A 14,488-nucleotide genomic window follows, 5' to 3' on the forward strand; every position below is an offset into this window, starting at 1 on the left:
TTAGCGAAACAATTGCAGGGGAAACTCGATGAAGCCAAATTTTGGTATACAAAAGCCCTAGATCTGAAACCCGATTGGGCGGAAGTTCATGCTAATTTAGGAACAGTTTATGTTCAACAACAACAATGGCGGGAGGCCCTACAATCCTATGAAACCGCCCTACATTTTAAACCGAATCAAGCTAGAATTTATCAGAGTTTATACACAGTTTTAATTAATCTGAATCAACCGGAAGAAGCCACAAATGCCCGGTATCAAGCCTTAATTTTAGAACCCCAGTCTGTTGTCCCTCAAGAGTATATGGACTTTGGGAAAACCTTAATTGAAAAAGGCAAATTAGAGTCAGCAATTGAATTGTATAGAAAGGGGGTAGAAGTTTACCCGAGTTTGCCCCAATCTTATTATTGGTTAGGGGAAGCATTAAGTCGGAAACAACATTGGGAAGAAGCGATCGCAGCCTATAATCAAGCGATTATTCTGAATCCCCAAAGCCATCTATCTTATCAAAGTTTAGCCGATGCTTTAGTGCAACAAAAAAATTACGAACAAGCGATCGCCAATTATCAAAAAGCTATTGAACTGTGCCCAGATTTTTCTTGGACATATCATCAACTGGGAAATGCTTTATCTGAACAGGAAAAATGGCCAGAAGCCACCGTTGCTTATTATCAAGGAATCGCTCTAAATCCCAAGTTTTTTGGTTCCTATTATAAGTTAGGAGAAATTTGTTCTAAGACCGGAAAACCCGCAGAAGCGATTAATTGGTATCGTCAAGCCCTGGAGATTAATCCCGATAGTTTTTGGTTACATTTTACCTTGGGAAATGCTCTCTGTGAAACCCAGGAATTTGACCAGGCTTTAATAGAATATTATCAAGCAATTGAATTTGAACCGAATACGGATTGGTTATATCCCCCCCTGGGAAAAGTATTGATTGCTCAACAACAGTGGGCTCAAGCTATTAAAGTTTATTTTAAAGCGGTTGAACTGAATTCTAATAATCTTTGGCTCTTAGATCAATTAGCAGAAACCTTAATTGAACAGCAGGAAGTTGAGACCGCAATTGCTGTTTATCAGGAACGTCTTAAAAGTGACCCTAAAGCTGATTTTTTACATTATAAGTTAGGCAATTTATATAAATCTCAAGGTCAATGGGAATCAGCGATCGCATCCTATCAAACTGCTATTAATGTCAATCCTAAAATTGCTGAATATTATGCTGGATTAGGAGAAATTTGGTTAAAAAAACAAGAACTAGATCTGGCAATGTCCTACTTAATAGACGCTTTAAAAATCAAGCCAGATTTATGTTCTGCTTATGAAAATATTGCTGAAATTCTACAACAGCAAGGAAAAACAGAAGAAGCATTAAAATGTTATAACTATAAATTATTACCCTCAGAAATTTTAGATCAATATTGTTTTGTTAATCCTGAACAATTGATCACATCAGACTTTAGTTCTAATGTCACCTATATTCCTGTTTATCCGGGGAGTCAAATTTCTCTGAACCCTTCCCTAACCATTTCTCAATTTCATCCTGGGTTTATCTTTGGTCAAGCAGAAACTAGAAATGCGTTTGTAGTGACATTGGACAATGGCAAAGTTTGGGGAGATTCAGCCACCAGTGCAATTATGACAGCACAAAATGAATTACTAACTGATATTTCTACAGGATGTGCTGAATTAGTTTTATCCTCGAATAAATTACCCCCGATTTATAAAATTGATGGAACTGTTGCCTTTTTATCAGTTCAATGGGGAGAAGCATTTTACCATTGGATGTATGATGTTTTACCGGGGATTCATTTAATTCAAGAAAGCGGTATTTCCTTAGAAAGTATTGATTATTTTGTTTTCAACAGTTATCATTTTTCTTATCAAAAGCAAACCTTAAAAATTTTAGGTATCCCCGAATCCAAAATTATCGAGAGTCGTTATCAACATTACATTCAAGCTAAAAAGGTTATTGTTCCTGCGCCTAATTTTTTCCATAATTTGACAACAACTTCTCCTTGGATTTGCCAATTCTTAAAACAACAGTTTGTTCCCCAATATTTTCTGAAAAGTCCAGGAAATCGTCGCATTTATATCAGTCGAGAACAAGCAAATTATCGCCATCTTGTGAATCAAGATGAGTTATTACAACGTTTAGAAGCATTCAACTTTGAGAGTGTTGTACTAGAATCCTTAACTATTTCTGAACAGGCTGAATTAATGGCGAGTGCATCAGTGGTTTTAGCTCCTCATGGTGCAGGATTATCCAATATTGTTTTCTGTCAACCTGGAACCAAAGTAATTGAATTATTTGCTCCCACCCATGTCCCACCTTGCTATCGAATTATTAGTAATATTTGTGGGCTGGAACATTACTATTTAATTGGGGAACTGGTGGAAAATGAAACATTAGATAGTATTAAGTTTTTGGGATTGTTGAATATGCGAATTAATATTGATAACTTAATGAGTTTACTGGAATTAGCAGAAATTACAAAACCTGCTTAATATTTTGGGCATTCTATCGGAACAAAAATCATGCCACAATCTGAAACGCCAGAAAATTCTGTGATTTTTTTATATCAACAGGCATCTCGCTATATTTCTCAACAGCAGTTTGATGAAGCAGTTGCTGTGTGTCAACAGGCGTTAAAATTGCAACCGCGCTTTCTCCCTGCCTACAGTACCCTGGGGTTAGCGAAACAATTGCAGGGGAAACTCGATGAAGCCAAATTTTGGTATACAAAAGCCCTAGATCTGAAACCCGATTGGGCGGAAGTTCATGCTAATTTAGGAACGGTTTATGTTCAACAACAACAATGGCGGGAGGCCCTACAATCCTATGAAACCGCCCTACATTTTAAACCGAATCAAGCCAGAATTTATCAGAGTTTATACACAGTTTTCACTAATCTGAATCAACCGGAAGAAGCCACAAATGCCTGGTATCAAGCCTTAATTTTAGAACCCCAGTCTGTTGTCCCTCAAGAGTATATGGACTTTGGGAAAACCTTAATTGAAAAAGGCAAATTAGAGTCAGCAATTGAATTGTATAGAAAGGGGGTAGAAGTTTACCCGAGTTTGCCCCAATCTTATTATTGGTTAGGGGAAGCATTAAGTCGGAAACAACATTGGGAAGAAGCGATCGCAGCCTATAATCAAGCGATTATTCTGAATCCCCAAAGCCATCTATCTTATCAAAGTTTAGCCGATGCTTTAGTGCAACAAAAAAATTACGAACAAGCGATCGCCAATTATCAAAAAGCTATTGAACTGTGCCCAGATTTTTCTTGGACATATCATCAACTGGGAAATGCTTTATCTGAACAGGAAAAATGGCCAGAAGCCACCGTTGCTTATTATCAAGGAATCGCTCTAAATCCCAAGTTTTTTGGTTCCTATTATAAGTTAGGAGAAATTTGTTCTAAGACCGGAAAACCCGCAGAAGCGATTAATTGGTATCGTCAAGCCCTGGAGATTAATCCCGATAGTTTTTGGTTACATTTTACCTTGGGAAATGCTTTATGTGAAACCCTGGAGTTTGATGAAGCTTTAGTTGCCTATTATCAAGCCATTAAACTTGAACCGAATACGGATTGGTTATATCCTCCATTGGGAAAAGTTTTAACCGATCAAAAACAATGGAATCAAGCAATTAAAGTTTATTGTAAAGCAGTTGAACTGAATTCTAACCATCTTTGGTTATTAGGGAAATTAGCAGAAACCTTAATTGAACAGCAAGAAATTGAAACTGCTATTTCTGTTTATCAGGAATATCTAAAAGTTGATCCCAAAGCGGATATTATACATTATAATCTAGGCAATTTATATAAATCTCAAGGTCAATGGGAATCAGCGATCACATCCTATCAAACTGCAATTAATATTAATCCTAATCATCTTTGGTTACTAGAGGAATTAATCAAAACCTTACTGGAACAGCAGCAAACTGAAATTGCAATTTTAGTTTGCCATAAATTCCTAGAAATCGCACCCAAAGCCGATATTTTGCATTATAATTTAGCTCATATTTATCACAATTTAGATCAATTAGATAATGCTTTATTATTCTATCAAAATGCTATCAATCTAAATTCCAAGGAAGCTAAATATTATGCTGAATTAGGAGAGGTTTTCTTAAAAAAACAAGACTTAGAGCAAGCAATGTTTAACCTGATGGAATCTTTGAAAATCAAGTCGGATTTATTTCAATCCTATGACAACATTGCTAAAATTTTACAACAACAAGGAAAAACTGAAGAAGCATTATCTTGTTATAATTATCGAGTTTTGCCCCGGTCAATTGTAGAACAATATTGTTTTGTTAATGCTGATCAATTAATCACATCAGATTCAAGTCATAATGTTACTTATATTCCGGTTTATCCAGGTAGCCAAATTTCTTTAAAACATTCCCAAACCCTTGCTGAAGATCATTTATCGATGAGCTTTAATCAAATAGAGAATCGAAATGCGTTTGTAGTTACCTTAGACAATGGCAGGGTTTGGGGAAGTGCAGTTGTAACTGCAATTATGACGGCACAAAACGAGCTATTAACTGATATTTCTACAGGATGTGCTGAATTAGTTTTATCCTCCAATAAATTACCCCCTGTTCATAAAATTGACGGAACAGTTGCCTTTTTATCAACTCAATGTGCAGAGGGTTTTTACCATTGGATGTATGAGCTATTACCCGGGATTCATTTAATTCAAAAAAGTGGTATTTCTTTAGATAGTATTGATTATTTTGTTGTCAATAGTTGTAATTTGTCTTTCCAAAAGCAAACCCTAAAAATACTGGGGATTCCTGAATTAAAAATTATTGAGAGTCGTTTTCACCCTCATATTCAAGCTAAAAAAATTATTGTTCCTGCACCTAATATTGATCATGTAGCATCTCCTTGGATTTGCCAATTTTTAAAGCAACAGTTAGTTGCTCAAGAGGTTTATAAAATTCCAGCCAATCGTCGGCTTTATATCAGTCGGGGACAAGCAACCCATCGCCATATTCTGAATGAAGATCAGTTATTGCAAAGTTTAGAACCCTTGAACTTTGAGAAGGTTGTACTAGAAACTTTAACAATTGCTGAACAAGCTGAATTAATGGCGAGTGCATCGGTGGTTTTAGCACCCCATGGTGCAGGATTATCCCATCTAGTTTTCTGTCAACCTGGAACTAAGGTTATTGAGTTATTTACACCAAATTATATTATTCCTTGTTATCGAATTATTAGCGATATTTGTGATTTAGACTATTACTATTTAGTTGGGGAGATCATTGAGGATGAAATAGAAAATCAGGCTATGGATTTAATCAAGTTGAATATGCGAATTAATATCAATAATTTACTGAGTTTACTGGAATTGGCAGAAATTACAGCAAATTAATTCCCGCTTCTAAAGGTTGAGAACGTTTTTCTATAGTTTGTTCTAAAACCCAAGCGGTTAAATTTTGCCATTCGGGTAAATTACAAAGTTGATTCACCTCTAAAGACTGTCCTAAACTATTAGAATAATGCACAAAACTTTCTGTCCAATTTATTAGGGTTTCTACCAACAAAAATGGCGTATATTGCCAGGATTTTTGCAAATATTCTGCCATTTCAACGGGAAAACCTGTATAATATAAATACCAGGAACTCCAGACCAAGGTACTGTAACGTACCCAATTTTCGATTAACCGAATTTCTAAGGGAATATTGGGAAAATTAAAGAATTTATCCAAAACATAATTAATTGATTTAGCTTGGGAAATTCCATCCCGCATGGTATTTCGGTCATGTTGACGATAACAAACTGTTGATTGACGTAACCAAGCGGATTCACACCCGAATAATGCCATTCTTAAGATTAAATCGACATCTTCCGCGTGGGCTAACCCGGGTTCAAACCCATTTATTTTTAATAACCATTCTCGACGAAACATTAAGGTTCCCATGGTTCCCAAGGGTTTCCAACGTAACCAATTTTCTAAGTTTAATTCGGGAACATAGTCCCAGGGTGTCGCATCCATGAGAAGTTCTCCGGTATCGGTGACGCGACGCCATCCACTTTGAACCAGTCCTAGGTGGGGTTGGGCTTGAAAAACCGCAAGTTGGGCTGCTAATTTATCGGGAAGAAAGATATCATCCGCATCCAGAAACACAATGAACTCTCCCCGCGCCAAATTTAACCCATGATTTCGGGCGACAGAAACCCCTTGATTTTCTTGATAAACATAGCGAATATAGTCAGAATATGGTTGTAAGACTTGACGGGTATTGTCTTGGGAACCATCATCAATAATAATAATTTCGTCAGCATCATAGGTTTGATTAAGAATACTTTCGACGGCTTGCCCAACATAGCGATCGCAGTTGTATGCTGGAATGATTACACTAATTTGGGGAGTTGCTAAAGTATGGGACATAGATGGAATCGGTAAACTTTATTGAATGTTAAACGAATTACGAATTACGAATTATGAATTATGAATTAATAACTGGTAATTCTTAATTATCAACTACTATAATACCTAAAAACGTTATTAATCATCGGTGCTAATTGTGAAAAATACTGTTTCTGTCAAGAAAAGTCAAAATATTCCCTGGTTTGAACAATTGATGGCTATGGTCGCGACGCTGAACTATGGGTTGGTTTTATTCGACCTGAGTTATACGGATCTGCGAGATTACTATTTTAACTATATTCCAGTTTTGACTCAGGTTTATGATCCGATCAAAGGAATTGAACCCCATCAAACCACAGAAAAATATTTAGGTACTATTGAACAATTAAAATCAACCGTAGTTGAAACCAGTTTAAATTCTGATCAAGCTGATAAAATTTTAGCGAACTTACGAAATCAAAGTGAGGAAATTATTAATGAAAATCCCTTTGCCATTTCCGAGAAAAGTGGGACTTTAGAACGGATAAAAAATCGGATGCGAGAGCATATCAAAAATCCCAATAATTCCGCAAAAGAAGCCTTTAATATATTTTGGTCTCAATCTTATCTTAGACAACAAGGATATGATCGAGAAATTCAATGGTTTGAAAAGAATATTAAACCTTTAATTGGCAGCAATTATTATCGGAGTATTAGTGAAAATGGGAAATTTACTCGCACGTTTTGGAAAGTAGATTTACCCTTTACAATTATTTTCATTTTAGAATTTTTGGCCCGAACTTATTTGATTAGTCGTCGTTATCCTAAAGTAACTTGGTTTGATGCGATGTTATGGCGGTGGTATGATGTGTTTTTGTTTTTACCAATTTGGCGATTATTACGAATTATTCCAGTAACGATTCGTTTAAATCAGGTGCATTTTATTAGTTTAGAACCAATTAGAATCCAAATGACTCGGGGATTTGTCGCTGCAATTGCTCGGGAATTAACCGAGTTTGTAGTGATTGAAGTGATTCAACAAATTCAAGGAGAAATTAGGAGAGGAGATATTTTTAAACAACTGTTTTTCAATCAAAATAAACCCTATTTAGATATTAATAATGTGAATGAAATAGAAGCGATCGCCAATCATTTAATTCAGGTTATTATTTATAAAGTTATTCCTAAATTAGAATTAGATATTGAAGCATTATTACGCTATAATATAGAACAGGTTATCGAACAATCTCCTGTGATTCAACAGTTTAAAACCATTCCAGGGTTACAACAAATTCCCCAACAGATTCAAGAAATAATTATTGCCGAACTTTCTAAATTAGCTACAGAGGGGCCCCAAGAAGCCTATCAAACCGTGACCAAAGCCATGAATGATCCCGTGGGGACAAAATTATCAAATCAATTGGTTAAAAACTTTAATAAACTTTTAGGAGAAGAATTACAAAAAGAACAGGGCTTAGAAGAAATTAAAACCCTATTAGTTGACTTTTTAGAAGAATTCAAAATCAACTATATTCAACAAGTGGATGAATCTAACTTTGAACAAGTTCTTGCCCAGTTACAGGAACAAAGACAACTCAAAGAAACCCAATAAACATAAATGATCCTAGACCCGGGATCAAAACTCGAAACCCGATATCTGGCAATTGCTTTCCCTGTAAGCTAAACTAGAGAAATAGGCGAACCCACAGGGTTCGTCTTTGGCTTGGTGAGAAGACACTGTTTCACGATCTGGAGTGGGATTGACCCACTTTTTTAATGGCAGTTAAGCTCTTGACCCCTGTAGACTCTAGCATTCACGTCAACTATGGCTCATCCTCTAATCCCCCAAATTCTCGACATCGCCACCCCCATCGCCCAAACATTGGGACTCGAAGTGGTCGGGGCAACCTTTTACACCAATCAGAAACCTCCTGTGCTGCGTGTAGATATCCGTAACGCCAGTCAGGATACCGGATTGGAAGATTGTGAACGGATGAGTCGAGCCTTGGATGAGGAATTAGAGACCAGCAATATTATTCCTGATGCCTATGTGTTAGAGATTTCCAGCCCCGGAATTTCAGAATCTTTAACCAGCGATCGCGAATTCGTTTCATTCAAAGGATTTTCCATTATTGTTAAAACATCAGAACCCTACAAAGGTCATTCTCAACAACGGGGAAAACTGGTGAGTCGGGATGAGACTGCGGTTCATTTAAGCCAAAAAGGACGACAACTGGCTATTCCCCGGGAATTAATTACGGAAGTGTTATTTGATGAAAGTGGGGAGGAGTGAAGGTTTTACCCCCGGCGGTGTGCTTCCCCAATTTTCCCTAAAAAATTCATCTGTGTGATCAACAAAAATTAAAGTTTAGAGGATAAAAACCATGTCAATGGTGAGTTTGCCCGGTTTACAAGATATGATTAATGGTATTTCTCAAGAGCGGAATTTACCTAAACAGGCGGTAGAAGAAGCCCTACGAGAAGCCCTATTAAAAGGGTATGAACGGTATCGTCGTACCATCGAAATTCAGACCCAATTTAGTGAAGATTATTTTGATAATTTTGACGTCGAACTCGATGTCGATGAAGAAGGATTTCGAGTCCTAGCCAAAAACCTTACCATTGTTGAACAAGTTAGTAATCAAGATCATCAAATTGCCTTAAAAGACGTACGCGAAGTCGCTCCCGAAGCCCAATTAGGGGATACCGTCACCCTAGATGTTACCCCCGATCAAGGAGAATTTGGTCGGATGGCGGCGATCCAAACTAAACAGGTTTTAGCCCAAAAACTGCGGGATAAGCAGCGCAAAATGATTCAAGAGGAGTTCAAAGAACTTGAAGGCACGGTATTGCAAGCCAAAGTCCTGCGATTTGAACGCCAGTCAGTGATTATGGAAGTGGCTAGTGGTTTTGGTCGCACCAGTGTGGAAGCGGAACTTTCTAAACGGGAACAACTACCCAATGATAACTACCGCGCCAATGCCACCTTCCGGGTATATTTGAAAAAAGTCTCCCAAGGTTCCCAACGGGGGCCACAGTTATTAGTATCAAGGGCTGATGCCGGGTTAGTGGTGTATCTCTTTGCCAATGAAGTCCCCGAAATTGAGGATGAAGTGGTGCGAATTGTGGCTGTGGCCCGGGAGGCCAACCCCCCGTCCCGTCATGTAGGCCCCCGGACTAAAATTGCCGTCGATACCTTGGATCGGGATGTTGATCCCGTAGGAGCTTGCATTGGGGCTAGGGGGTCACGGATTCAAGTGGTGGTGAATGAACTGCGGGGCGAGAAAATTGACGTGATTCGTTGGTCTCCTGACCCGGCCACCTATATTGCCAATGCCCTGAGTCCGGCGAGGGTTGATGAGGTGCGTTTAGTCAATCCCGAAGAACGTCGCGCCCATATTCTGGTTCCCGAAGATCAGTTAAGTTTGGCCATTGGTAAGGAGGGGCAAAATGTTCGTCTCGCTGCCCGGTTGACGGGATGGAAAATCGATATCAAGGATACGGCTAAATATGATGCCGCAGCCGAAGACCAAAAAATCGCCGAAGAACTCGAACGTCAGGAGGCGATCAACAATCGCAACTATGATGAATTTGGGGAGGAGGAGTAGGAGGGGAGTAGGGGAGTAGGGGAGTAGGGGAGCAGGGGGAGTAGGGGGAGCAGGGGGAGTAGTAAAATGCTGACCACGGACTGCTAACCACTAACCACTAACTGCTAACTGTCAACCCATGAAAAATCAACGTCGTTGTGTGGCCTGTCGCCAATTGGGAGCAAAAGAAAGCTTCTGGCGATTTGTCAGGCTCTATCCATCACATCAGGTACAATTGGATCATGGCATGGGTCGTTCGGCCTATCTTTGCCCTAACCCAGATTGTTTGAAGGCGGCTCAGAAAAAAAATCGACTGGGACACGCACTCCGAATATCGGTGTCAGAGGAAGTTTATCAAAGCCTATGGCAACGTTTGGACTAACCTGGAATTGCTCCCCCCATGTCCTAGGAACTAGGGAAGGGTGGGAACAATTGCCAGGTAGCCGAAGGTTTCGAGTTTCTCAATCATGTACTTTAATTCGGTTAGCAACCCTACTCCCCAGATAGAGGACTAGAAGGTCTAAGTTGAATCAAAATGAAGTAAACTGAGTAACTTAATTGATAATTCTTCACCATCCGGTTAATATCTGCTAACTTGATAAAGACAAGACTGAAGATTTGAGGGATTTAATTTCACCAAAAATTAAAATAAAATTAAGAACTGTCAAAGCAGACCTTACATCTGCATCCTTGACACTTAAATAACCAGGGCAGATGATATCGTTATTTAAAACGTGCGGGTTACTGTTGTAAGAGTAAATCGAACTATGTAAACATCAAACCATGGGTAGGTAAGAAGAGGGGTCAGTGGATGAACAACGCCAAAGTCAGAATTTACGAACTATCACGGGAACTTAATTTGGATAACAAGGACATCTTAGCGGTGTGCGAACGGCTCAATATTTCGGTTAAAAGCCACAGTAGCACGATTTCAGAATCAGATAAAGAACGCATTGAAAAATACGTCGCAACTCATCCGAACCTGGGTCAGCTTGAAGTAAAAGCACCCGGATCGCAACCTAACGGGAAATTATCGGCGACGGCACCTAGCGACAAAAAAAGGCAAGAAATTTTAGATATCCAGAAGCCCAAAATTCGGTCGAGCTCCGAGTCCTCCCCCCCCTACGATGAGGCGAGTTCCTCCGGATCAGCTTCCGTTGCTACCCCACCTAAATCACTTGTTTCTTCAAAAGCGCCTGTGAAACCCACGTTAAATCGACCTGTATTATCAAAACCCACTGCTCCGGCTGCATCGGAAACGGAATCTTCCCCGATAACGGCCGAGAAGGTTACTTCAGAAACCGAGGAGATGACCATGGGGTCTTCTGTTGGGGAAATGGAAATATCTGAACAGATTGATTCATCCCTATCGGAACCCGCACCTCTGTCTCCTCCGCCCATTAGACCAGCAGAGCCAGTTCCCGTGAGTGTCAATGTGATCACGGCGGAGCCAGCAGCCATTTCCAAAAATAAGCCCGTTTTAAAGACAAGTAAACCAACGCCTAAACCCGTTGAGTCAAAGTCTAAAGCGGACTCTCCCGAAAAACCAACTCCCAAATCTCAACAAACCACCCCAGAAGGGAAAGAAAAAGATTCAGAGGGCCGAAGACCGCCTCGTAAAGAAATTGGCAGTCCCAGACCCCGCTCAATTTCTGATTTGCAGCCCCCTCCATCGCGTAAGCCAGCGGCTCAGGTGATTGATGAGGATGGAGAATCGACCGAGGGCGCGGAGGAGGAACCCTTAGCCACCACCGACGATTTAGTCAAACGGCCAAAACGGGCTGTAACCCTGACCCGGCCGAACCCCCCCCGCACTGGAAAACGAGGGCCAGCATGGGAGGAGGAAGAAGAAGAAGTTGTAGATACCGCTAAAACCAAGGCGGCTAAACTTAAAGCCAAGCGACGGGCTAAACCTTCCTTAGATGAGGACGACGACGATGAACTGAATGCGTTGTCTCTGCTGAATGCCAACAACGCCATGATCACCGTCTCCCTAGCCCGTCCCCCCAAACCCAAAGCCAGCCCGGGACAAAATGTGGCGACGACAACGGCTAGACCGAAGAAACCAGCCCCCAGTCGGGGTTCCGGTTCTTCCGGCGGAAGTTCGCGCCGGACAGAGGCTAAACCCAAGGCAGAACGCCCGGAGAAAGTAATCGTACCTGGGCCAATGACCGTTCAGGAACTCGCCTCTGCCTTAATCTTGCCGGAAACGGAAATTATCAAACGCCTGTTTTCCCAAGGGATTGCAGTTAATATTACCGAAACCCTCGACTACAACACAATTCTGTTGATTTGTCAAGACCTCGGTGTTGAAGTTGAAAACGAAAAACTCAAATCCGGTGCTATCAAGCCCGACAATATGCTCAACGCAGAGGATCTGGAGCATCTGCAACGGCGTCCTCCGGTGGTCACCATCATGGGTCACGTCGATCACGGGAAAACAACCCTCCTGGATGCAATCCGCGAAACCAAAGTGGCTCAAGGAGAGGCTGGGGGCATCACCCAACACATCGGAGCCTATCATGTCGATATGGAACATGAGGGTAAAACCCAGCAAGTGGTCTTCCTGGATACTCCGGGTCACGAAGCCTTTACCGCCATGCGCGCCCGGGGCGCGCGAGTTACGGACGTGGCAATTCTGGTGGTGGCCGCCGATGATGGTGTCCAACCCCAAACCATTGAAGCCATTAGTCACGCTAAGGCTGCCGGAGTCCCGATGATCATTGCTATCAACAAAATTGATAAGGAAGGTGCCCAGCCCGATCGGGTGAAACAGGAGCTAACGGAATTTGCCCTGGTTCCCGAAGAATGGGGCGGTGACACGATTATGGTTCCGGTCAGTGCCATCAGGGGAGAAAACCTTGATACCCTCTTAGAAATGATTCTGTTAGTGGCGGAGGTGGAAGATCTCTATGCCAACCCCGACAGGGCCGCGAAGGGAACAATTATTGAAGCTCACCTCGACAAGTCCCGGGGCCCGGTGGCGACGCTGTTGGTACAAAATGGCACCCTGCGGGTGGGAGATATTGTGGTAGCCGGTTCTGTCCTGGGTAAAGTCCGGGCGATGGTGGATGACCGAGGCGATCGGGTTGATAATGCCAGTCCTTCCTTTGCCGTTGAGGTCTTAGGTCTGCGGGATGTCCCGGCGGCTGGAGATGAATTCGAGGTCTTTGAAAGTGAAAAAGAAGCCTCGGCTTTGGCGACCCAACGGGCAGAAACGAAACGGGAAACCCGTTTAATCAAGGGTCGGATCAGTCTAAGTGAATTCTCCGCCCGTGCTCAACAGGGTGAGTTGAAAGAACTGAACTTGATCCTGAAGGGGGATGTTCAAGGGTCTGTAGAAGCGATCGTTGGCGCCCTGAAGAAACTTCCTCAAAAAGAAGTCGAACTGCAACTGCTGTTAGCCGCCCCGGGTGAAATTACGGAAACGGATATTGACTTAGCCGCGGCCAGTAATGCGGTCTTACTTGGATTCAACACCACCCTAGCCCATGGCGCTCGCCAAGCTGCCGATCGTGCCGGAGTTGATATCCGAGACTACAACATCATTTACAACCTCTTAGATGATGTCCAGGCTGCCATGGAAGGGCTATTAGAACCGGAACTGGTGGAAGAACATCTAGGTCAAGTGGAAGTCCGGGCCATCTTCCCCGTGGGACGCAATACCATCGCTGGTTGTTATGTGCTATCAGGTAAAGTGATTCGGAACTGTAAAGTCCGAGTCCGCCGGAAAAATGAAGTGATTCACGAAGGTGTCCTTGACTCCCTGAAACGGATGAAAGAAGATGCCAAGGAAGTCAATGCTGGCTATGAGTGCGGTGTTGCCTTGGATAACTTCAACGACTGGGCGATGGGCGATATTATCGAAGCCTATCGGATGACCACCAAACGTCGTACTTTGTCTCTGTCTTAAGTGCAGGCTTCAACCTCTATTGCTATATATCAGCCACCTATTTTTAACCCATAGTAGGTGGCTGGTCTGTTTTTAAGCCTCTGCGGGGTTGAGTGGGATCATTGCCCAGGTAGTATAGGTTCCAATTGGACTCCACAGGACAAAGGGGAGGAGTAAATAGGCTGCGGTTTGAGATACTGGCCAAACGCTTACCATTAACATCAAGCCTAAAATAAAGCCTGTCCCTCCTAATATTGTTCCGACCCGTAAACTTTTGGCTTTACACATTACCGGGGTATAGGACAAAATCACTAATTCTAATAATAGGTAAAATCCCATTAATACCCAGGTTTGGGATATTCCGGGTTCAGCTTCCCAGACTAAAATTGCTGACCAAGCCCCGGCAATAAAAACGATTATCCAAATTAAAGGAATTGCTTTTTCAAAGGTTAACCAACTGGGACGGGTTAAACGATTAAACCATCGGATATCATCAGGGGTTAATAGAATATTATTGGCTAAGGCGACTAAAAATACCACTCCTCCAATTATCATCCAAGATTTAATCATAATTTTTTACTCTTTTAACCCTATTCAGGTTATTTTAGTGGGTTATTAGTCAAATCTCCCAAAAGCAGGAAA

Annotated in this window: 9 protein-coding genes; 7 read left to right on the forward strand and 2 right to left on the reverse strand. The window is 41.5% G+C overall.

Going from position 1 to position 14,488, the window contains the following annotated elements:
• Both PL11201_RS01630 and PL11201_RS01635 read left to right on the forward strand, forming a co-directional pair.
• The coding region (locus tag PL11201_RS01630; protein ID WP_159451495.1) for a tetratricopeptide repeat protein at positions 1–2,505 on the forward strand (2,505 nt) is incomplete at its 5' end.
• 30 nt (positions 2,506–2,535) lie between these two features.
• Positions 2,536–5,388: a tetratricopeptide repeat protein gene (locus PL11201_RS01635; RefSeq protein WP_079676913.1), complete on the forward strand. Its 2,853-nt coding sequence runs from the start codon at positions 2,536–2,538 to the stop codon at positions 5,386–5,388.
• On the opposite strand, the gene PL11201_RS01640 is transcribed toward PL11201_RS01635, so the two are convergent.
• Complete coding sequence (locus PL11201_RS01640) at positions 5,375–6,409, reverse strand: glycosyltransferase family 2 protein (protein WP_079676914.1); 1,035 nt, start codon at positions 6,407–6,409, stop codon at positions 5,375–5,377. The genes PL11201_RS01635 and PL11201_RS01640 overlap by 14 nt on opposite strands.
• Positions 6,410–6,545: 136 nt before the next feature.
• Here PL11201_RS01640 and PL11201_RS01645 point away from each other — a divergent pair, with 136 nt between their 5' ends.
• The 5 genes from PL11201_RS01645 to infB all read left to right on the forward strand — a co-directional run bounded on the left by PL11201_RS01645 (position 6,546) and on the right by infB (position 13,867).
• Positions 6,546–7,979 carry a hypothetical protein gene (locus PL11201_RS01645; RefSeq protein WP_339394337.1) on the forward strand — a complete coding sequence of 478 codons (1,434 nt, stop codon included), beginning with the start codon at positions 6,546–6,548 and terminating at the stop codon, positions 7,977–7,979.
• 213 nt (positions 7,980–8,192) lie between these two features.
• Positions 8,193–8,660 (forward strand): ribosome maturation factor RimP, encoded by a 468-nt coding sequence (rimP, locus tag PL11201_RS01650; RefSeq protein WP_079676915.1) that lies wholly within the window; start codon positions 8,193–8,195, stop codon positions 8,658–8,660.
• 91 nt (positions 8,661–8,751) lie between these two features.
• Complete coding sequence (nusA, locus tag PL11201_RS01655; protein WP_079676916.1) at positions 8,752–9,975, forward strand: transcription termination factor NusA; 1,224 nt, start codon at positions 8,752–8,754, stop codon at positions 9,973–9,975.
• 118 nt (positions 9,976–10,093) lie between these two features.
• A complete protein-coding gene (locus PL11201_RS01660) occupies positions 10,094–10,336 on the forward strand; it encodes a YlxR family protein (RefSeq protein ID WP_079676917.1) in 243 nt (80 codons plus the stop codon).
• Positions 10,337–10,765: 429 nt separating this feature from the next.
• A complete protein-coding gene (gene infB, locus PL11201_RS01665) occupies positions 10,766–13,867 on the forward strand; it encodes a translation initiation factor IF-2 (protein WP_079676918.1) in 3,102 nt (1,033 codons plus the stop codon).
• Positions 13,868–13,939: 72 nt separating this feature from the next.
• On the opposite strand, the gene PL11201_RS01670 is transcribed toward infB, so the two are convergent.
• The gene (locus PL11201_RS01670; RefSeq protein ID WP_079676919.1) at positions 13,940–14,416 is read right to left on the reverse strand and encodes a TspO/MBR family protein; all 477 of its coding nucleotides are present in this window, start codon (positions 14,414–14,416) and stop codon (positions 13,940–13,942) included.
• Between the last annotated feature and the right edge of the window lie 72 nt (positions 14,417–14,488).

The sequence above is a fragment of the Planktothrix sp. PCC 11201 genome, from assembly GCF_900009135.1.
Lineage (GTDB): Bacteria > Cyanobacteriota > Cyanobacteriia > Cyanobacteriales > Microcoleaceae > Planktothrix.

Bases quoted from the DNA above. Each gene is read 5' to 3' on its own strand.
- PL11201_RS01635 (WP_079676913.1), top strand. From the start codon at position 2,536: ATGCCACAATCTGAAACGCCAGAAAATTCTGTGATTTTTTTATATCAA.
- PL11201_RS01640 (WP_079676914.1), bottom strand. From the start codon at position 6,409: ATGTCCCATACTTTAGCAACTCCCCAAATTAGTGTAATCATTCCAGCA.
- rimP (WP_079676915.1), top strand. From the start codon at position 8,193: ATGGCTCATCCTCTAATCCCCCAAATTCTCGACATCGCCACCCCCATC.
- nusA (WP_079676916.1), top strand. From the start codon at position 8,752: ATGTCAATGGTGAGTTTGCCCGGTTTACAAGATATGATTAATGGTATT.
- PL11201_RS01660 (WP_079676917.1), top strand. From the start codon at position 10,094: ATGAAAAATCAACGTCGTTGTGTGGCCTGTCGCCAATTGGGAGCAAAA.
- infB (WP_079676918.1), top strand. From the start codon at position 10,766: ATGAACAACGCCAAAGTCAGAATTTACGAACTATCACGGGAACTTAAT.
- PL11201_RS01670 (WP_079676919.1), bottom strand. From the start codon at position 14,416: ATGATTAAATCTTGGATGATAATTGGAGGAGTGGTATTTTTAGTCGCC.